The following is a 20,975-nucleotide window of genomic DNA, read 5'->3' on the forward strand; positions in this document are numbered from 1 at the left end:
TATGAGACAGTTTATAGCTTTTGTAAAGAAAGAGTTTTATCATATTTTCCGTGACCGACGAACAATGCTGATTCTGTTGGGGATGCCGGTTGTGCAGATTATTCTGTTCGGTTTCGCTATCAGCACGGAAGTCAAAAATGTTCGGTTGGCGGTGCTCGATCCTTCGAATGATATGGTGACACGGAAAATCATTGATCGCCTGGATGCGAGCGAGTACTTTACTGTTGCCGACCGTTTTCATTCGCCGCAGGAGATGGAGGCTGCTTTTCTGAAAAGTGAGGTTGATATGGCAGTTGTTTTTGGTGAACGTTTTATGGATGGACTTTATGCGGATGATGCCCGTGTGCAGTTGATTGTGGATGCGACGGATCCGAATATGTCTACTTCGCAGGTTAACTATGCGACCGGAATTATTTCTATGGTGGGGCAGGAGATGCTACCCCCGAATGTTTCGGCTGCCCGTCTGACTCCCGACATCAAACTGCTGTATAATCCTCAGATGAAGAGTGCTTATAATTTTGTGCCCGGAGTGATGGGATTGATTTTGATGCTGATTTGTGCCATGATGACTTCTATTTCTATTGTTCGCGAGAAAGAAACGGGTACGATGGAGGTACTGTTGGTTTCGCCCGTGAAACCATTATTTATTATTTTGGCAAAAGCCGTACCTTATTTTGTTTTGTCATTTGTCAATCTGATAACGATTCTCTTACTTTCGGTTTTTGTACTTGATGTCCCGGTGGTGGGAAGTTTATTTTGGTTGATAACAGTGTCCTTGTTGTTTATCTTCGTATCCCTGGCTTTGGGATTGCTGATTTCGTCGGTCACACAGACGCAGGTCGCTGCTATGTTGGCGTCCGGTTTGATGCTGATGATGCCCACGATGCTTTTGTCGGGAATGATTTTCCCTATTGAGAGTATGCCATTGATACTTCAGTGGATTTCGGATATACTTCCGGCACGTTGGTATATTCAGGCGGTGCGGAAGTTGATGATTGAAGGCGTTCCGGTTATATTTGTAGTGAAGGAGATTGGTATTTTATTGTTGATGGCGACGGTACTTATAACGGTCAGCTTCAAGAAATTCAAGTACCGGTTGGAATAATAATGGGCTAAATGGAGAATTATTTATGATAAAGTTCCTGATAGAAAAAGAGTTTAAACAGTTGCTCCGCAATTCGTTTTTACCTAAATTGATTCTTGTTTTTCCATGCATGATTATGCTGTTGATGCCTTGGGCTGTGAATTTGGAAATCAAGAATATCCAGTTGAATATAGTGGATAATGATCATTCGGCTATCTCTCAACGACTGGTGAATAAGATTGCTGCTTCCACTTATTTTCGTTTGGTGGAAGTGCCGGTTTCCTACGAAGAAGGTTTTCGGAATATTGAAAACGGAACGGCGGATATTGTAATGGAGATTCCGAGACATTTGGAACGGGATTGGATGAACGGTGAAGATGCTCATATCTTAATCGCTGCCAATGCTGTGAATGGAACGAAGGGGGGACTTGGAAGTTCTTACTTAGCTTCCATAGTTAATGACTATGCTGCCGAATTACGTTCGGAACGTCCTGAAACTGCTGTCGTTTCTGGTACTTTTCCTTCTATTCGCATTGATACTCAGGGATTGTTTAATCCGAATTTGAATTATAAGCTATACATGATTCCGGCATTGATGGTTATGTTACTGACATTGATTTGCGGATTTCTACCTGCCTTGAATGTAGTTAGCGAAAAGGAAGTAGGAACGATTGAGCAAATTAATGTAACACCGGTTCCGAAATTCATTTTTATTATTGCCAAACTGCTGCCTTACTGGTTGATTGGATTTATAGTGCTGACTTTATGCTTCCTATTGGCATGGCTGATTTATGGCATAGTGCCTGTCGGGCATTTTATAGTGATTTACTTCTTTGCGGTTCTTTTTGTATTGGTAATGTCCGGTTTCGGACTTGTTATTTCCAACTATTCAGCCACGATGCAACAGTCGATGTTTGTGATGTGGTTCTGCCTGTTGATTCTGATATTGATGAGCGGGTTGTTTACTCCGATCAGCAGTATGCCGGAATGGGCACAATGGATTACCAGGTTAAATCCCTTGCGTTATTTTATGGAAGTGATGCGAATGGTATATCTCAAAGGAAGTGGGTTCTTTGATTTATTGCCACAGTTGGGAATATTGCTGTTCTTTGCAGTTGTGTTTAATAGTTGGGCGGTGGTTAGTTACCGAAAGAATCAATAGAAGAATCAATAAAGGATATATCTGTAAGTATATAAAAAGACAGCTCGTTTCCTTCTATCGGAAAGAGCTGTCTTTATTTTTATCTATCACCGTTTTCGGTGATGAGTTGGTTCTGTATTATTTTATTTCAATTTGTCTATTGGGCTTCTTCACTTCTTCTTCAGAGAGTTTGGGAAGTTCGACATTCAGAACACCGTTATCTACGGATGCAGCAATTTTTTCTTTGTCTACATTATCCGGTAGAATCATTGTTTGCTGGAACTTGGAGTATGAGAATTCACGACGCAGATAGCGACCTTCTTTCTTCTCCTCTTTGTTTTCAGTCTTCTTCTCCATGCTGATGACGAGGTTGTTGTCTTCATCAATGCGAACATTGAAATCATCCTTTGTCATACCCGGAGCAGCCAGTTCTACTTTGTATTCCTTTTCTGTTTCCAAAACGTTAATTGCAGGTGCGGTAGCATTTGCTTTTACCATCCAATCGTTATCAAAGAAATCATTAAAGATACTTGGTAACCAACTTTGAGTTCTTCTAACAGGCATCATAATTTTAGTCTCCTATCTTTAAGTTAAACATTCAATTAATTCAAATTTTGACTCCGGTACTTTCACTTCCAGTGACAGGAATTATCCCGACTTCCACCGTCCGTTTTTGAACCGTCGTTCACTCTTAAATATGCAAACCTCATGCCAAGAGATTTTAGAGACTAAAATTGCCTATTTGACATTTATACAATGCCAATTTTACTTATTCGATGACAAAATGTATCCTGTTTTTATTTATTTTATATAAGATAGATATTAATTTGATAATCTGCTTACTACTTTCCGATTAGCTTGAATCTTAATCTAAGCGTCTGTCTTTCCTCATCATAATCATAACTGATGATTTTGAAAGTTCCCACTTCTGAAGTGTTGGATACGTGTAATCCTATACAGGCACAGGCATCGTAATCTCCAATGCGAATGATACGAAGTGTTTCGCTGGCATCAGCAGGTAGCTTACTGAGGTCTACGATGTCTTTAGCCTGCTCATGCGTCATAAATTCAATAGTCACCGGCAAATTCTGACTGATAACTTCATTCACTCTATCTTCGACAGATTGTATCTGTTCCGCTGTAGGGCAAGATGAAAGAATATAATCGCACTTACTCTTTTTTCTTTCTATATGGGCATTACGGGAGCGGGGGCAACCAAAGGTCTTTACCATGGTAGCGTTAAGTAAATGCTCCGCTGTATGCATGGGTGCGATTGACACATCCTGAAATTTTGGGGCTGCTTGGTTTATTTCCATCATGGACAAGTTTTTATTTTTAGACATAAAGACAAAAGTACATATTTGATTTCATTTTTTTGTTCTTCTGTTCTTTTACCTTAAAAAATATATGTCTCTTTGTTTTAGACATAAGAACAAAAGAACATATTTTTCTGATGGGTGATTATATATGTTTATATTCTCTGAATTTTCTTTTTATTTCGATACGTTCACCACCAAAGTTTATTAATAAGCCGTGGTCTGTATTGGTAGCAGTTAAGTAATTTACTAATTGGGTTTCGTGTATGGGAAGGAGATGCTGTACCGCTTTAAGCTCAATGATTATTTCTCCTTCTACGATTATGTCCGCTCTAAATTCTCCTACAATTTCATTTTTGTAATATACATTTATAGGAGTTTCTGTATCTGCACGGATACCTTTTTCTTTTAATTCTATCATCAATGCTTTCTGATAAACATTCTCAAGAAAACCCGCAGCAAGATGTGTTCTTACATTATAAGCACACTGAATAACAGTTTTTATCAGACTTTCTATTTCCATATTTCTTTTTTGTTCTTATGTTCTTCTGTCTTATAGACAAGATAATATGTCTCTTCTGTGTGCATCGGAGGATATTTCTGTTTGTTGTGATCGTTGAGTTGAATTTCTTGTTCCATTGGATTTACTTATTTTGATTGATTATTTTTCCAATTATTATCTTTTCCCCTAAGAAATGAGGTTGTTTGTCTATGGCTAAATCAATAAACATTTTCACTCTTGCAAGTAATTCACGGATATTGGTCTTCAGTCCTGCATAGGCGTTCACGTCTTTGGCATTGTAACCGATAGCATTTATTCCATTCTTTTCGGCAAGATATATAGCACGTTCATTATGGAAGCGCTGGGAAATAATAGTCAGTTGATTTTGTCCGAATACCTCTTTGGCGCGTACGACAGAGTCAAGCGTACGAAATCCGGCATAATCTAAGTAGATAAACTTTTCGGGAACTCCTTTTTGCATGAGAGCTTTCTTCATTTCTTCCGGCTCATTGTATTCTTCCCTACGATTGTCGCCACTAATAAGGATATATTTTATTTTTCCTGCTTTGTATAGTTCAACTGCTGCAAGAATACGATAGTCGAAATATAGATTATTATTGCCATTCTTTAGTTTTGGAGAAGTGCCGAGCAATAATCCTACTTTGTTTTGAGGAATAGTAATAACCTCACTATAAATCTGTGCAGCAGTATGTTTCTTGATGGTTTGGTTACAAACAATCAGGCTGATTACACATGGAATTGCAATTATAAGTGTTATATAAAGTAGTTTTCGTTTCATGCGATAAAAATACAGATTTTTGTGAAATAAATAAGGCAGAATGAAAGAAGTTTAACATCTTTCGTTCTGCCTTATTGGTTAGATGAGTATTACTTTCTAGAAAGTAATACCGATACGGAGTCTAGGTTCGATATAAGTTTTGAAGTTAGTTATCCGATGGTTATCGGTTGTTTCTTCATCTATAGTATCTTCAGTTGTAGTCGTTTTTCCATCTGAAGTTGCTTTGCTGATCTTTGTTGCATCGAATTCCATTTTTAAACTTTTCTGAGAGCTGTAGCCTATTCCTAATTCTGTTCCGATATAAAGTCCTTTATATATGTAGAAATCTAAACCGGCAAAGATAGCAGCATTGATATTCCATGTGGCTCTTTCGGCATTATCAAAAATATTATTGCTTGTGAGACCTGTGATGGCACCATTCTTAAGTTTTCCTGAATAAGATATTTCAGTTGTGTATGAGTAATTGTATTCATAGGTTGTATATTTAGAATAAGTCTCAATCTTGGTTGATGCAAAGTTTTTCCCAACCCCAATACTACCACCAAGATATGCATCCAATTTTTTTCCTAAGTTAAAATGGCGTTCATATCCTAAATCAATATTGAAATTTCCTTTCTTGTAATCATATTGATAATCATGACTTCTACCTGTTTCTTCATTGGAATCTTCATCTGTGTATTTGGAATTTGTAGTTGAGAATCCTATTTTCAGCCGTATAGCATTCTTGTCGTTGAAGAAATAACGTACTTTCAATCCATCCAAGCTAAATGTTTCTCCATCTTGATCAAAAGGATTGATTTGAACTTCAGTGCTCCATGAACCTTTCGTGGGTTTGTGTTGTGCGAATGTAGTTCCAGTCATCAATAGGGTGGCTAATAGGATAAATGCTAGTCTTTTCATAAACTTAGTTTTATTTGTTTTGGTGAATAAAATTAAAAAACGGTGCAAATGTATGAAATATTTGCAGAATTGAATGAAAAATGTTTTGTTTATAAAAAGTTAACGTAATGTTGGGCTGTTTGGGAAAACAGTAAGGTGTGCGTGCTGTGTAAACGTATAGGCATAAAAAAAGGAGCAACGCCTTGCTCCAACCTTTGTTAACCTTAAATCTAATACTATGAAAAACACATTGCAAATGTACGGACTTTTGTGATATCTGCAAATAATCCAAGAAAAAACGCATGTTATATAACATAGATTAAGAAAAACGAGTCTTGCCTTAACGGTTATTCGTCATTTAGGCACCTATTTATAGAGATTTTTTTATCTTTGCACGAAATATCATATTACTAATACTTAATATAAACATGAATAAAAGTAGATTAGGCCAATGGTTATTGTTGGCCATTGTTTGTTTGAGTTTCTCGATAGGAGAAAGCTATGCGCAAAAAAAGGATTTTGCAAATTTAGGCCGTTATTCAAAAGAAAATGCGGCTCTTCCGCAAGCGACAAAGAAGGAAAAGAGAGTTGTTTTTATGGGGAACTCCATTACAGAAGGCTGGGTAAGAACTCATCCCGACTTTTTTAAATCGAACGGCTACATCGGTCGTGGAATCAGTGGACAAACTTCCTATCAGTTCCTGGTACGTTTCCGGGAAGATGTGATTAATCTTTCTCCGGCACTGGTCGTGATTAACGCCGGAACAAATGATGTTGCTGAAAATACACAAGCTTATAATGAAGATTATACGTTCGGAAATATTGTTTCTATGGTAGAGTTGGCCAAAGCAAATAAGATCAAAGTGATTCTGACTTCCGTATTACCTGCCGCCGAATTCAAATGGAGAATGGAAATTAAGGACGCTCCTCAAAAAATCAAATCATTAAATGACCGGATAGAAGCTTATGCAAAAGCTAACAAGATTTCGTATGTGAATTATTACCAGGCATTGGTTGTCCCGGAGAATCAGGCTTTAAATCCCCAATATACAAAAGATGGAGTACATCCGACGGGTGAGGGATATGATGTTATGGAACCAATGATAAAGAAAGCGATTGAAAAAGCACTCTAAACGAGTTTGTTGATATTACAATGTAATCTATGAATGCTGCTTGATACTCATCTAATCAGGCAGCATTTTTTATGAAGTTATCCGTTGAAGAGTAGGGTAGCAGAGGTATGGACATAAAAAAAGGAGCAACGCCTTGCTCCAACCTTTGTTAACCTTAAATCTAATACTATGAAAAACACGTTGCAAAGATACGGACTTTCCGGATATCTGCAAATAATCAGTCTATAATTGGTGTTTTTATAACACCAATTAATAAAATTGCCGGTCTGTTATAGATTTGTTGACATTTTAAGTTGTGGGATAGAAGAAAAACGGAGACTTCCTATCCCCATTTTTCCTTCATTAAATCCTCCAGTTTCAATAACTCGTCACGATATTGTGCGGCTTCGATAAATTCCAGCTTCTTGGCAGCTTCCTGCATGAGTTTGCGGGTACGTTCGATGCTCTTTTCCATTTGTGGTTTGCTCATGTATTGTACTATCGGATCGGCTGCTATATTGGGTGTAGCAGGTTCGATATAAGCATGTCTTTCTTTCAGCAATTCATTAGCTTCAGAACTTGCATTGCCAAATACAGCCAGATTTCTGGCTTTCTTGATCTGTTGCGGAGTAATACCGTTTGCTTCATTATAAGCCAACTGTTTCTCGCGACGGCGATTCGTTTCGTCAATGGTCAGTTTCATGCTATCCGTCATCTTATCGGCATACATGATAACCTTTCCGTTCACATTACGTGCGGCGCGTCCTGCGGTTTGTGTCAGGGAGCGATGGGAGCGAAGGAATCCTTCCTTATCTGCGTCAAGAATAGCTACGAGCGATACTTCAGGAAGGTCTAGTCCCTCACGAAGTAGATTCACTCCAATGAGTACGTCGTAGATTCCTTGACGGAGATCATCCATGATTTTGACACGTTCAAGCGTATCGACATCGCTATGGATATAATTACATCTTACATTATTATTAAGAAGATATTCCGTCAACTCTTCCGCCATCCGTTTGGTCAGCGTAGTGACAAGTACACGTTCTTCTTTCTCGATCCGCAGTTGGATTTCTTCCATTAAATCATCAATCTGATTAAGGCTCGGACGAACTTCAATAATAGGATCCAGCAAACCAGTAGGACGAATTACCTGCTCCACAACAATACCTTCGGATTGAATTAATTCATAATCTGCGGGTGTAGCACTGACGTAAATGACTTGTTTTGCCATCTCTTGAAATTCTTCAAATTTCAACGGGCGGTTATCCATGGCGGCAGGCAGGCGGAAACCATATTCCACAAGATTGATTTTACGCGCACGGTCACCACCATACATGGCGCGGACTTGTGGGACACTTACGTGACTTTCGTCAATTACAATCAGGAAATCATCCGGGAAGAAATCAAGCAAACAGTAAGGACGGGTACCTGCTGTGCGACCGTCGAAATAACGGGAATAATTTTCAATGCCGGAACAATGCCCGAGTTCCCGAATCATTTCCATATCGTAAGTAACCCGCTCATATAATCGTTTAGCTTCATACTCTTTGCCGATAGACTCAAAAAATGCCACTTGCTTGGTCAAGTCATCCTCTATTTCATGGATGGCACGGAGAGTCGCTTCCTTAGTAGTCATAAACAAGTTGGCCGGATAAATTTTATAAGCATCGAAAGGAGCGATAGTGACACCTGTAATAGGATCTACCTCTTCTATGCCATCAATTTCATCTCCCCAGAAGGTGACGCGAAGCAGATTGTCCGTGTAAGCCAGATAAACATCCACCGTATCACCTTTCACGCGGAAATTGCCACGATTGAGATCAATATCGTTGCGTACATACAAGCTATCCACCAAACGGCGAAGAAACACATTGCGATCCATCATGCGTCCCCGTTCTATTTCAATCACATTTTTATAGAAGTCCGAAGGGTTTCCCATACCATAAATGCAGGAAACGGAAGAAACCACTACCACATCTTTTCTTCCGGAGAGCAGGGCAGAAGTGGCGGCAAGACGAAGTTTATCTATTTCGTCATTAATCATCAAGTCTTTTTCTATATATGTGTCACTACTTGGCAAATAGGCTTCCGGTTGGTAATAATCATAATAAGAAACGTAATATTCCACTGCATTATTTGGAAAGAAACCTTTAAACTCGCCATACAACTGTGCAGCCAGTGTTTTATTATGGCTCAAGATTAATGTCGGTTTATTGATATTGGCAATTACATTGGCAATGGTAAATGTTTTTCCCGATCCGGTGACTCCCAATAAAGTTTGTGCAGGAACTCCCTGAAGTACCCCTTCAGTCAGTTGCGCAATAGCTTCCGGCTGATCCCCGGTAGGCTTGTAAGCTGATGTTAGTTCAAAATTCATAGTTAATCCTAAAAAGTGGAGCAATATTCGGCAAAATAATCGAGATTACAAATCATTTTTCCAAATAAATCCTTTACTTTGCAACATATTAATATCAAAAAACAGATTCATACAACTAGTAATACCAGAAACACATGATTTGGAATGAGAGCATTGAGTGTATGGACCGCGAAAGTCTTCGCAAGATTCAAAGCATACGACTCAAGAAAATTGTAGATTACGTTTATCACAACACGCCCTTCTATCGGAAGAAGATGCAGGAAATGGGAATTACTCCCGACGATATCAATAGCATTGATGATATTGTAAAACTGCCGTTTACCACGAAACATGATTTAAGAGATAATTATCCATTCGGACTTTGTGCCGTGCCGATGAGTCAGATTGTACGTATCCACGCATCTTCCGGTACTACCGGAAAACCGACAGTCGTTGGATATACCCGTAAGGACTTGTCCTCATGGGCGGAATGTATCTCCCGTGCTTTTACAGCCTACGGAGCTGGCCGTTCTGATATATTTCAGGTATCTTATGGATACGGGCTTTTCACGGGTGGACTGGGTGCGCATGCCGGAGCCGAAAATATCGGAGCTTCCGTTATTCCGATGTCCAGTGGTAATACCGAAAAACAAATAACCCTCATGCATGATTTCGGCTCTACAGTACTTTGCTGTACACCATCTTATGCACTCTATCTGGCGGATGCCATTAAGGATTCCGGTTTGCCACGCGAAGATTTCAAACTGAAAGTAGGAGCTTTCGGTGCAGAACCCTGGACGGAACATATGCGTCATGAGATCGAGGAGAAACTCGGTATTAAAGCTTACGATATTTATGGTTTGAGTGAAATAGCTGGCCCTGGTGTCGGTTATGAATGTGAATGCCAACAGGGTACTCACTTGAATGAAGACCATTACTTCCCTGAAATTATTGCTCCGAATACGTTGCAACCGGTAGAACCCGGACAAACAGGTGAATTGGTATTTACCCATCTGACGAAGGAAGGTATGCCGTTGCTTCGTTACCGTACGCGTGACTTGACTGCCTTGCATCATGATAAATGTTCATGTGGACGTACATTGGTACGTATGGATCGTATCTTGGGACGTAGTGACGATATGTTGATTATCCGCGGTGTGAACGTATTCCCGACACAGATTGAATCCGTTATTCTTGAAATGGCAGAATTCGAACCGCATTATCTGCTGATTGTAGATCGTGCAAACAATACCGACACCATGGAACTTCAGGTGGAAGTACGTCCTGAATTCTATTCTGACGAGATTAACAAGATGCTGGCCTTGAAGAAGAAACTGGCGGGACGTCTGCAAAGCGTACTCGGATTGGGAGTCGGCGTGAAGCTGGTAGAGCCGCGTAGCATTGAACGTAGTGTAGGCAAAGCGAAACGAGTGATTGATAACAGAAAAATTTAATACCTGAACTTACATATAATACTTTACGATCATGGTAGCAAAACAACTTTCTATCTTTTTGGAAAATAAGTCAGGCCGTCTGACGGAAGTGACTGAAGTGCTGGCGAAGGAGAATATCAACCTTTCTGCCTTGTGCATCGCAGAAAATGCTGATTTCGGCATTTTGCGTGGAATAGTATCCGACCCGGATAGAGCATATAAAGCTTTGAAAGATAATCATTTTGCAGTGAATGTGACCGATGTGGTCGGCATTAGCTGTCCCAACGTACCGGGCGCTTTGGCTAAAGTTCTGGGATTTTTATCCGATGAAGGAGTGTTTATCGAATATATGTATTCGTTTGCTAATAACAATATCGCTAACGTAGTGATTCGCCCGAGCAATCTGGATAAATGTATTGAGGTACTGAAAGAAAAGAAGGTCGATCTGCTGGCAGCAAGCGATTTGTATAAACTGTAAATATAGCAGTGAGTGATAAACATAGAAAAAATAGTGACGCTATCCGGTGGGGATAGCGTCACTATATAATAACGATACCGTCACTATCCCGGGCATATACCGTCATTATTGTTTATTGACCCCGTTTACGGTTTATCACTAACAATTCACCGTCATTTTCTCCCCTTTTGTCGATGTTTAACGCCTTTTATGTATTAAAAAACATAGATTAATTGCTAAATTCCCGGCGAATAAGTAACTTTGCGCATTATTTTTAAATAGGATGAAGAAAAATATCATTATAACTTTGCTTGCGGCAGCCACTCTTACGTCATGTGGGGAGTATAATAAATTGCTGAAAAGCACCGATTACGAATACAAGTACGAAGCCGCCAAAAACTATTTTGCGAAAGGACAGTATAACCGTTCGGCTACTCTGTTGAATGAGTTAATTACCATTCTGAAAGGAACAGACAAGGCAGAAGAGTCTTTGTATATGTTGGGAATGAGCTACTATAATCAGAAAGATTATCAGACGGCTGCCCAGACATTTATCACCTATTTCAATACCTATCCGCGTGGTACTTTTACCGAGCTGGCACGTTTCCATGCAGGTAAGGCATTATTCCTGGATACTCCGGAACCACGTTTGGATCAATCAAGCACTTATCAGGCTATCCAGCAGTTGCAGATGTTCATGGAATACTTCCCGAGCAGCACAAAGAAGCAGGAAGCACAGGATATGATTTTCGCTTTGCAAGATAAGTTGGTGCTGAAAGAGCTTTATTCAGCCAAACTATACTATAACCTGGGTAATTACATGGGTAACAACTATGAGTCTTGTGTCATCACAGCACAGAATGCCCTGAAGGATTATCCTTATACAGATTATCGCGAAGAACTTTCCATTTTGATTCTGCGTGCAAGACACGAAATGGCTATTTTTAGTGTGGAAGATAAGAAGATGGATCGTTATCGTGAAGCGATTGATGAATATTATGCTTTTAAGAATGAATTCCCTGAAAGCAAGTACCTGAAAGAGGCAGAAAGAATATTCAATGAATCACAGAAAGTAATTAAAGACTAAATTTAAATAGATTTATGGACTACAAAAAGACGAATGCTCCTGTTACAACAGTAACTCGTGACATGATGGAACTCTGTTCTGATACAGGGAATGTTTATGAAACTGTTGCCATTATCGGTAAGCGTGCAAATCAGATCAGTGTGGAAATCAAAAGTGATCTTTCTAAGAAATTGGCAGAGTTTGCTTCTTACAATGACAACTTGGAAGAGGTATTTGAAAATAGAGAGCAAATCGAAATTTCTCGTTACTATGAGAAATTGCCGAAACCGGACTTGATTGCTACGCAAGAATACATCGAAGGGAAAATATATTATAGAAATCCTGCTAAGGAAAAGGAAAAACTTCAGTAATCTATTTTCTGACGAAAAGATTGATAGTCAAGTAGTAAGTGGGATAATAATCCCTGCTCCTTATTGCTTGGCTATTATTGTTTAACTTAACTACTATAAAAAAGACTTATGATTCAACGGATTCAAACAGTTTATTTACTGATTGTTGCAGGTTTGCTGATTGCGGCAATGTGTTTGCCGATGGGCTACTTTACTGATACAATGGGAGAGCATCCTTTTAAGGCTTTAGGAATGGGCGTAAACGGCGCTTTCCAGTCCACATGGGGGTTGTTTGGCATTTTAATGCTTAGCACCTTGGTTGCTGCCGCTACAATCTTATTGTTTAAGAACCGTATGTTGCAGATTCGTATGACGATTTTCAATAGCCTGCTGTTAGTCGGTTATTATATTGCCTTCCTTGCTTTTTATTTTGCATTGAAGAATGACGCGAACTTGTTCCGTATTGGTTGGGCGCTATGCTTGCCGCTTATTTCTATTGTTCTGAATGTATTGGCTATTCGTGCCATTGGACGGGATGAAGTAATGGTAAAAGCTGCGGATAGATTGAGATAATTTGAGCATTCATATTTGATACAAAAAGCACCGCTTTAGCCATTCTAAAGCGGTGCTTTTTGATCTCTAAAGCGGTGCTTTATTTCTTCAGATCGAACAAGTAAGTGAGCTTTATGGTAATTGTGCCATGCGCCGCACGTGCAAAATAATCTTTTTTCGTAGTACTATAGAAATCGGACAGGGCAAAGTAATAACGCCCTTCTACAATAAAACTACCTGCTTTCTTTGTTCTGAGTTCCACACCGCCACCGCCGGCAATACCATAATCAAATTTATTCTGAATCTTGACGCCATATACTGCTTTTTGAGTGTTGGACAAGTTATCCATATTTATTCCATCTATTGTCTCGGATTCACTGATTAGGAAACCAATTTGAGGACCTGCATGGATGAAAAATTGCAATCCTCTGTCTCGCCCGAAAGCAAGATGTGCGAGGAAGGGAATATCAATATAGGTCATTTTACGAGTATAGATTTGACTTGGGTCCTTTACTGGTTCTCCATTTTCTCCGGGTATTTCGAAATACTGTTCCCAACCTCGTTGCGAGACGTTCAGTTCGACTTGTGCACCGCAAATCATGGCAAAATACTTTTCGGAAATATAACGTGCTGTCAATCCACCGGTAATACCCATCAGGCTATTTTGCTTGATGGTCGGAGTGAAAGAGGCGCTATTTAGGTTGACGCCGCCGTTGATACCCACAGATAAATTACTTCGTGCTTCTCCGATTTGGGCAGTAGCAGGCAGAGTAAAACCTGTAAGCAGGAGTGCTGCGATCAAAAATGGTTTTATCTTTATCATTTTCGTATTATTCGAAGTCTAGTTTTACTAATTCAAAATTCTTAGTGAAACGTATGAAGAACACCTTCTTATTAATAAATCCACCCCAGTTGTTCACACGCTGGAATTTGAATCCCGTCTGAATAGGAGTCAGGCTCATTTTAGGCAGATTATTTTCAAGTTCCGAGCCATAGCGTGACAAGCCTTTCAGGAAGAAGAAACCAGTATCAAATCCAAGCATTGCATAGTTTGGAAATTTGCTTGTTAAATCCTTGCTGTACCATTTATGGTAGTCATTGGTGAATTGCACAGCCGCCGGGAATAATGTATTCGTATAAAACGAAGAGTAGAAATATACATCCAGTTCAAAGAAACTATCTAAATGGTCTTTAGTATAAATTTGCCATTCCGGGTAGCCAAACAAGTGAATATTTTGTTCGGGGTTGTCTCTGACTAACAGAGTTAACTGTGGTAGTGCCTTAATTAGTAACACATTCGTGCTTGACGTTGGAATAAAGATGTTCTCTTTGTCATTACGAAGTGCTGCCTTCAGTGTTTCTTTCGTAGCGCTTTCGTTGACTGTCTGCATTGAGATTCCCTTGCTTTTCAGCTCCTGCTTCAAGCCACTGATAAATTCCGCTTTCTCCTTATCGGCAATTGTCGGCTCAATAAAGATAACGTGTGCATTAGGAAATTGACGGGTAAAATGCTCATAGACTTCCGAATACAAATAAGATTGTGGCGTATTGATTTGATAAACGGCAGGATTATTGAATACCTCTTCACCTTTCTGTGAGAAAGGAATCACCAGACGGATATCATTCTTTTCTGCAAAATCGGATAAAGGTTTAATTTGGTTCTGATGCATCGGGCCAAAGATTACATCCATCTTCTTCATCTCGTTTTTGGCAAGAATCGTATTTAAGGTAGAAATATCCTTACCACTGTCATATACATATAAATCGAGCGAAGTACCAGTGCGTTTCAGGCTATCTACTGCCATGAGGAAACCTTCGTAATATTCCACCATACGTTTGTCTTCCTGGAAAGGCAGTATTAATGCAGCTTTAATGGTAGACATCTCTTTGGGAGTCTCTTTGCTCTTACGGAAAAGTTCGCTGTTGCTCGGTGGAATAGCATAAGGATCTTCTTTTTGAGTAGGCTGTACGGTAGTTGCTGCCGGGTAGGGGATACAAAGGAACTGTCCTTTTTTCATTCCCTTTTTCAATTCGGGATTGGCGGCAATCAATTCCTGTTCGCTGATACCATATTCACGGCTCACACTGAAAATAGTTTCTTTACGTTTCACCTTATGCATATCCTTGCATCTGGGAACCACAGGGCCTTGGATATTGCTTTGCTCAACCGGTGGTGTCTGCACGGCAACTTCCTTTTCCTCTTTCTGTGGAATCAGGATTACTTGTCCGATACGGAAATTCTCGGCACTTAAACCGGGATTGGCTTCACAAATATCTTTCGCGGATACATTATACATGGTTGTCAGTTTGTACAAAGTCTCTCCGGCTTGAATCGTATGGAAGGTTTCTCCTTTCTGGCTTTCTTTTCCTTTAGGAATCTTAATCGTTTGTCCGGCATAGATTTTCTTGTCACAACCGGGATTCAAACGGATAATATCCGATGTAGTGACATTGTACATCTTGGAAATAGAGTATAAACTTTGTCCTTTTTCGATGGTATGCAAGAAATATGACTGGTTTTCCTGTGCATAACTGACGGCGTATGAAACGCTTATAAAAAGCAGAAATAAGAATATTCGGTTTATCGGTTTCATCAAATTATAACTATTGGTTCTTGAAATCAAGGAACAAAGGTACAAATAATGCCCTATATCTTCATAAGATTTGAGTTAAGAAAATAATATTGTGCTTTTTTAGGAGCATATTTCGGGCGGAAACATTAATTTTGCAACATTTATGGAAGATATGAATATGCAGGAAACAGAATATATCAACGTGTACGGTGCGCGCGTACACAATTTGAAGGATATTGATGCCGAGATTCCCCGCAACAGTCTGACTGTCATCACAGGACTAAGCGGAAGTGGTAAATCTTCTCTGGCTTTTGATACGATTTTTGCTGAAGGACAACGCCGCTATATCGAGACCTTTTCAGCGTATGCCCGTAATTTTCTGGGTAACCTGGAACGTCCGGACGTCGATAAGATAACAGGCTTGAGCCCGGTTATTTCCATTGAACAGAAAACAACGAATAAAAATCCTCGTTCTACCGTAGGGACAACGACCGAGATATACGATTATCTCCGTCTGCTCTACGCCCGTGCGGGAGTGGCTTATTCGTACCTGTCCGGTGAGGAAATGGTGAAATATACTGAAGAACAGATTCTGGACTTGATCCTGAAGGATTATAAGGGAAAGAAAATATATCTGCTTGCCCCGCTGGTTCGTGCCCGTAAGGGACATTACCGGGAACTGTTCGAGCAAGTACGCAAAAAAGGATACTTATATGTACGGGTAGATGGTGAAGTGCGTGAAATAACGCATGGCATGAAACTCGACCGCTATAAGAACCACGATGTCGAAGTGGTTATTGATAAATTGGTGGTGACTGAAAAGGATGACCGACGCCTGAAACAGAGCGTGGCAACTGCCATGCGCCAAGGTGACGGCCTGATGATGATTCTGGATACCCAGTCGGAAAACATCCGTCATTACAGTAAACGTCTCATGTGTCCGGTCACCGGATTATCATACCGTGAACCGGCTCCGCATAATTTCTCGTTCAACTCTCCGCAAGGAGCGTGTCCGAAGTGTAAAGGACTGGGTGTAGTCAATCAGATTGATGTGGATAAAGTGATTCCCGACCGTGATCTTTCTATTTATGAAGGTGCAATAGCGCCTTTGGGAAAATATAAGAATGCCATGATTTTCTGGCAAATCGGAGCGCTGCTTGATAAGTACGACGCAACATTGAAAACTCCCGTAAAGGAATTACCCGATGATGCGATTGACGAAGTCCTGTATGGCTCTGACGAACGGATTAAAATCAAAAGCTCCCTGATCGGAACTTCCTCTGACTACTTCGTCACTTACGAAGGTGTGGTGAAGTATATCCAAATGTTACAGGAGAAAGACGCCTCTGCTACGGCACAGAAATGGGCGGAACAATTTGCTAAAACAACTGTTTGTCCCGAATGTAAAGGCGCCCGATTGAATAAGGAAGCGTTGCATTTCCGTATTCACGATAAGAATATCAATGAACTGGCCAATATGGACATCAACGAGTTATATGACTGGTTGATGAAAGTCGATGAATTCCTTTCCGATAAACAGAAGAAAATTGCGGTGGAAATCCTGAAAGAGATCCGTACCCGTTTGAAGTTCCTGTTGGATGTCGGTTTGGACTACCTGGCGTTGAACCGTAGTTCTGTCAGCCTTTCCGGTGGAGAGAGCCAGCGTATCCGTTTGGCAACGCAAATCGGCTCCCAATTGGTGAATGTACTTTATATTCTTGACGAGCCGAGTATCGGTCTGCATCAACGCGATAACCTACGTCTTATCAATTCATTGAAAGAACTCCGTGACATGGGAAACTCCGTGATTGTAGTGGAACATGATAAAGATATGATGTTGGCTGCCGATTACGTTATTGATATGGGACCGAAAGCCGGTCGTCTGGGTGGAGAAGTAGTCTTTGCCGGAACTCCGCAGGAGATGGTGAAGACCGACACAATGACTTCCCAATACCTGAATGGACAAATGAAGATAGAAGTTCCCGCCAAACGTAGAAAAGGGAACGGAAAATCTATTTGGCTGAAAGGGGCGAAAGGCAATAACCTGAAAAATGTTTCTGTCGAATTTCCATTGGGAAAACTGATTTGCGTAACGGGAGTATCGGGAAGTGGAAAGTCTACCTTAATTAATGAGACATTACAACCCATCCTTTCGCAGAAATTCTATCGTTCCTTGCAGGATCCTCTGGAATACGATTCTATTGAAGGATTGGAAAATATAGATAAAGTGGTCAACGTTGACCAGTCTCCACTGGGGCGTACCCCCCGTTCCAATCCTGCCACTTACACCGGTGTGTTCTCGGATATCCGTAACTTGTTTGTCGGATTGCCGGAAGCGAAGATTCGCGGTTATAAACCGGGGCGTTTTTCCTTTAATGTTGCGGGCGGTCGTTGCGAAGCGTGTACGGGGAATGGCTATAAGACTATTGAAATGAATTTCCTGCCGGATATCTATGTGCCCTGTGAAGTCTGCCACGGCAAACGTTACAACCGTGAAACACTGGAAGTCCGTTTTAAAGGGAAATCCATAGCCGATGTACTGGATATGACAATCAATCGTGCCGTGGAATTCTTCGAGAACGTACCGCAAATCCTGAATAAAATCAAAGTCATACAGGATGTCGGACTGGGATATATCAAGTTGGGACAATCTTCCACCACTCTTTCCGGCGGCGAGAGTCAACGTGTGAAACTGGCAACGGAACTCTCCAAAAGAGATACCGGCAAGACCCTCTATATCCTGGACGAACCGACTACCGGACTCCATTTTGAAGATATACGCGTATTGATGGGCGTCCTGAACAAACTTGTAGACAAAGGCAACACGGTAATTGTGATCGAGCATAATCTGGACGTGATTAAAATGGCGGATTATATCATCGACATGGGGCCTGAAGGTGGTAAGGGCGGGGGAGAACTCCTTAGCTACGGAACACCCGAAGAAGTTGCGAAGAGCCCTAAAGGATATACACCTAAGTTTCTTCGCGAAGAACTGGGACTTTAATCGGAATCATAAAGTGCCAACTTGTCGGACAGTCTCCGGCGGGTTGGCACTTATCATAGTATACCTTATAAATACAACGAAAATGAAAATCAATAAAACGAATGCCGCACGGCTGCTGGACAAGGCGAAAATAGCTTATGAGCTAATTCCCTATGAAGTAGATGAAAATGACCTGAGCGCCGTTCACGTAGCAGCAAACTTAGGCGAGAACATAGAGCAAGTATTCAAAACGCTCGTTCTTCACGGCGACAAGAGCGGATATTTTGTCTGCGTCATACCGGGCGAACACGAAGTCGATTTAAAATTGGCAGCAAAAGCTTCCGGTAACAAGAAATGCGATTTGATACCTGTGAAAGAACTTTTGCCGCTTACAGGCTATATCCGGGGTGGTTGTTCTCCTATCGGCATGAAGAAACATTTTCCTACCTATATTCATGAAACTTGCCGGCAATTTCCGTATATCTATGTCAGTGCCGGAGTTCGGGGACTTCAGATAAAATTGGCTCCGGCAGATTTGATTCGCGAATCGCGGGCGGAAATTTGTCGTTTATTTGAGGAATAAATCCTATTATTTATAGAGCAAATATGACTGCATATTCTTTGAATGAATTAAAAAAAGTATATATTTGCAGAAAATATCAATTTTATTAATCTAATATTCTAGTTTATATGTTTGAAGGACAACCGAAAGGGCTATACGCTTTAGCCTTGGCTAACACGGGCGAACGTTTTGGCTACTACACGATGCTTGCTATCTTTACACTTTTCTTACAAGCGAAATTTGGTTATACAGCAGCAGAGACTTCTACAATTTTTGGTTCATTTCTGGCAGCAGTTTATTTTATGCCTCTCATTGGCGGTATCTTGGCTGACAAGTGTGGTTATGGTAAGATGGTGACGACAGGTATTGTTGTCATGTTTATCGGTTATCTGTTGCTGGCGATTCCTACGGCAGCGAGTCTCACCGGTAAGATGATGATGTTCGGTTCACTGTTTCTGATTGCTTGCGGAACAGGACTCTTTAAAGGAAACTTGCAGGTAATGGTAGGTAACCTCTATGATTCTCCGGAATATAGTTCAAAGCGCGACACTGCTTTCAGCTTATTCTATATGGCAATCAACGTAGGGGCTTTATTTGCTCCGACGGCTGCAACCAAAGTTACCAACTATATCTTAGGTGGTGCAGGATTTACTTATAACGCTCAAATTCCTTCATTGGCACATCAATTCCTTAACGGAACTATTACTCCGGAAGGAAACGCCGCCCTTAGCGGATTGCAGGCTGCGCAAGGCTTTGCCGGTGATACAGCCGCATTCTGTAATATCTATATTGAGAAACTGTCAGAAGCCTATAACTATGGTTTTGCCGTAGCCTGTATTTCTCTGATTATTTCAATGGCAATCTATGTGTGCTGCCGTTCCATGTTCAAACATGCGGATTATAACTCCAAGCAGGCTAAAGCTGTAAACAGCAACAATAATGAACCGGAATTGACTCCGGCACAGACGAAAGAACGTATTGTTGCTTTGTTGCTTGTATTTGCTGTGGTTATCTTCTTCTGGATGGCATTCCATCAGAATGGTTTGACAATGACATTCTTTGCACGTGACTATACGACTCAATCCGTGACTGGACTTGATCGTCTTGGATTCGATGTATGGAATCTGGTTCTTGTCATTATTGCCGTTTATGGTGCATTCTCTCTTTTCCAGTCCAAAACAGGTCGTGGTAAAGCGATTGCAGGTGTTGCTGTGCTAGCTTCATTGGGTATATTGGCGTGGAGCTATTCTTCCATGGATTCAACCGTAGAAATCCTTCCTCAAATATTCCAGCAGTTCAATCCGTTCTTTGTAGTGGCTCTGACTCCGGTTTCTTTGGCTGTCTTTGGTTATTTGGCCAAGAGAAAGAAAGAACCTTCCGCACCCCGTAAAATCGGTATCGGTATGGTGATTGCAGCCTGTGGTTTCTTGATTCTGGCTATTGGCTCTATGGGGTTGCCTACTCCGAAAGAAGTGGAAACAGCAGGTATTAGCCCGGATGTCTTGGTTTCTCCCAACTGGTTGATCTCTACTTATCTCGTATTGACTTTTGCAGAGTTGTTGCTTTCTCCGATGGGTATTTCTTTCGTGTCGAAAGTAGCTCCTCCCAAGTATAAAGGTATGATGATGGGTGGCTGGTTCGTAGCTACGGCTATCGGTAACTATCTGGTTGCCATTATCGGTTATCTGTGGGGTGGCATGCAACTGTGGATGGTATGGAGTGTATTGATCGTATGCTGTCTGTTATCAGCCCTGTTCATCTTCTCTATCATGAAGAAACTTGAAAAAGTAGCTTAAAATAAATCTAGTAA

20 protein-coding genes are annotated in these 20,975 nt (G+C 40.7%); 11 read left to right on the forward strand and 9 right to left on the reverse strand.

Annotated features, from left to right (window positions below):
- Window position 1: 1 nt before the first annotated feature.
- Together HC965_RS07365 and HC965_RS07370 are read left to right on the forward strand one after the other, a co-directional pair.
- Window positions 2–1,105, forward strand: a complete 1,104-nt coding sequence (locus HC965_RS07365; RefSeq protein WP_191030892.1) for an ABC transporter permease — start codon at window positions 2–4, stop codon at window positions 1,103–1,105.
- Between the two features lie 25 nt (window positions 1,106–1,130).
- The gene (locus HC965_RS07370; RefSeq protein ID WP_191030893.1) at window positions 1,131–2,246 is read left to right on the forward strand and encodes an ABC transporter permease; all 1,116 of its coding nucleotides are present in this window, start codon (window positions 1,131–1,133) and stop codon (window positions 2,244–2,246) included.
- Window positions 2,247–2,363: 117 nt separating this feature from the next.
- On the opposite strand, the gene HC965_RS07375 is transcribed toward HC965_RS07370, so the two are convergent.
- The 6 genes from HC965_RS07375 to HC965_RS07395 form a co-directional block, all read right to left on the reverse strand.
- On the reverse strand, window positions 2,364–2,792 hold the full coding sequence (locus tag HC965_RS07375; RefSeq protein WP_191030894.1) for an Hsp20/alpha crystallin family protein: 429 nt from the start codon (window positions 2,790–2,792) through the stop codon (window positions 2,364–2,366).
- Between the two features lie 275 nt (window positions 2,793–3,067).
- Window positions 3,068–3,541 carry a hypothetical protein gene (locus tag HC965_RS07380; RefSeq protein ID WP_191031395.1) on the reverse strand — a complete coding sequence of 158 codons (474 nt, stop codon included), beginning with the start codon at window positions 3,539–3,541 and terminating at the stop codon, window positions 3,068–3,070.
- Between the two features lie 145 nt (window positions 3,542–3,686).
- Window positions 3,687–4,064: a GxxExxY protein gene (locus tag HC965_RS07385; RefSeq protein ID WP_191030895.1), complete on the reverse strand. Its 378-nt coding sequence runs from the start codon at window positions 4,062–4,064 to the stop codon at window positions 3,687–3,689.
- Entirely contained in the window at window positions 4,055–4,180 is a 126-nt protein-coding gene (locus tag HC965_RS26760) for a hypothetical protein (RefSeq protein ID WP_255508694.1), read from the reverse strand. Before HC965_RS26760 ends, HC965_RS07385 begins: the two co-directional genes overlap by 10 nt.
- Window positions 4,181–4,185: 5 nt before the next feature.
- Window positions 4,186–4,842, reverse strand: a complete 657-nt coding sequence (locus HC965_RS07390; protein ID WP_191030896.1) for a vancomycin high temperature exclusion protein — start codon at window positions 4,840–4,842, stop codon at window positions 4,186–4,188.
- Between the two features lie 96 nt (window positions 4,843–4,938).
- Complete coding sequence (locus tag HC965_RS07395) at window positions 4,939–5,742, reverse strand: hypothetical protein (protein ID WP_191030897.1); 804 nt, start codon at window positions 5,740–5,742, stop codon at window positions 4,939–4,941.
- Window positions 5,743–6,149: 407 nt separating this feature from the next.
- On the opposite strand from HC965_RS07395, the gene HC965_RS07400 reads away from it, so the two are divergent.
- Entirely contained in the window at window positions 6,150–6,854 is a 705-nt protein-coding gene (locus tag HC965_RS07400; protein WP_191030898.1) for an SGNH/GDSL hydrolase family protein, read from the forward strand.
- A 322-nt stretch (window positions 6,855–7,176) separates the two neighbouring features.
- Here HC965_RS07400 and uvrB read toward each other — a convergent pair whose 3' ends face one another.
- Window positions 7,177–9,210, reverse strand: coding sequence for an excinuclease ABC subunit UvrB (gene uvrB / locus HC965_RS07405; RefSeq protein ID WP_191030899.1), 2,034 nt, complete (start codon window positions 9,208–9,210; stop codon window positions 7,177–7,179).
- 134 nt (window positions 9,211–9,344) lie between these two features.
- On the opposite strand from uvrB, the gene HC965_RS07410 reads away from it, so the two are divergent.
- From HC965_RS07410 to HC965_RS07430, 5 genes are all read left to right on the forward strand, one after another.
- Window positions 9,345–10,643 (forward strand): phenylacetate--CoA ligase family protein, encoded by a 1,299-nt coding sequence (locus HC965_RS07410; RefSeq protein WP_191030900.1) that lies wholly within the window; start codon window positions 9,345–9,347, stop codon window positions 10,641–10,643.
- Window positions 10,644–10,674: 31 nt separating this feature from the next.
- Window positions 10,675–11,100: an amino acid-binding protein gene (locus tag HC965_RS07415; RefSeq protein WP_167965643.1), complete on the forward strand. Its 426-nt coding sequence runs from the start codon at window positions 10,675–10,677 to the stop codon at window positions 11,098–11,100.
- A 262-nt stretch (window positions 11,101–11,362) separates the two neighbouring features.
- Entirely contained in the window at window positions 11,363–12,166 is an 804-nt protein-coding gene (locus HC965_RS07420; RefSeq protein ID WP_191030901.1) for an outer membrane protein assembly factor BamD, read from the forward strand.
- Window positions 12,167–12,180: 14 nt separating this feature from the next.
- Window positions 12,181–12,516: a DNA-directed RNA polymerase subunit omega gene (locus HC965_RS07425; RefSeq protein ID WP_167965641.1), complete on the forward strand. Its 336-nt coding sequence runs from the start codon at window positions 12,181–12,183 to the stop codon at window positions 12,514–12,516.
- A gap of 108 nt (window positions 12,517–12,624) precedes the next feature.
- A complete protein-coding gene (locus tag HC965_RS07430) occupies window positions 12,625–13,068 on the forward strand; it encodes a DUF4293 domain-containing protein (RefSeq protein WP_191030902.1) in 444 nt (147 codons plus the stop codon).
- Window positions 13,069–13,147: 79 nt separating this feature from the next.
- On the opposite strand, the gene HC965_RS07435 is transcribed toward HC965_RS07430, so the two are convergent.
- Entirely contained in the window at window positions 13,148–13,870 is a 723-nt protein-coding gene (locus HC965_RS07435) for a porin family protein (RefSeq protein ID WP_191030903.1), read from the reverse strand.
- A gap of 7 nt (window positions 13,871–13,877) precedes the next feature.
- Window positions 13,878–15,641: a LysM peptidoglycan-binding domain-containing protein gene (locus HC965_RS07440; protein WP_191030904.1), complete on the reverse strand. Its 1,764-nt coding sequence runs from the start codon at window positions 15,639–15,641 to the stop codon at window positions 13,878–13,880.
- Window positions 15,642–15,798: 157 nt separating this feature from the next.
- On the opposite strand from HC965_RS07440, the gene uvrA reads away from it, so the two are divergent.
- The 3 genes from uvrA to HC965_RS07455 all read left to right on the forward strand — a co-directional run bounded on the left by uvrA (window position 15,799) and on the right by HC965_RS07455 (window position 20,961).
- Window positions 15,799–18,624 carry an excinuclease ABC subunit UvrA gene (gene uvrA / locus HC965_RS07445; RefSeq protein ID WP_191031396.1) on the forward strand — a complete coding sequence of 942 codons (2,826 nt, stop codon included), beginning with the start codon at window positions 15,799–15,801 and terminating at the stop codon, window positions 18,622–18,624.
- A gap of 82 nt (window positions 18,625–18,706) precedes the next feature.
- The gene (ybaK, locus tag HC965_RS07450; protein WP_073346101.1) at window positions 18,707–19,186 is read left to right on the forward strand and encodes a Cys-tRNA(Pro) deacylase; all 480 of its coding nucleotides are present in this window, start codon (window positions 18,707–18,709) and stop codon (window positions 19,184–19,186) included.
- A gap of 107 nt (window positions 19,187–19,293) precedes the next feature.
- Window positions 19,294–20,961, forward strand: a complete 1,668-nt coding sequence (locus HC965_RS07455) for a peptide MFS transporter (RefSeq protein WP_191030905.1) — start codon at window positions 19,294–19,296, stop codon at window positions 20,959–20,961.
- Window positions 20,962–20,975: the final 14 nt, after the last annotated feature.

Origin of the sequence: Bacteroides sp. GM023 (assembly GCF_014750685.1) — a bacterium.
Taxonomy (GTDB): domain Bacteria; phylum Bacteroidota; class Bacteroidia; order Bacteroidales; family Bacteroidaceae; genus Bacteroides.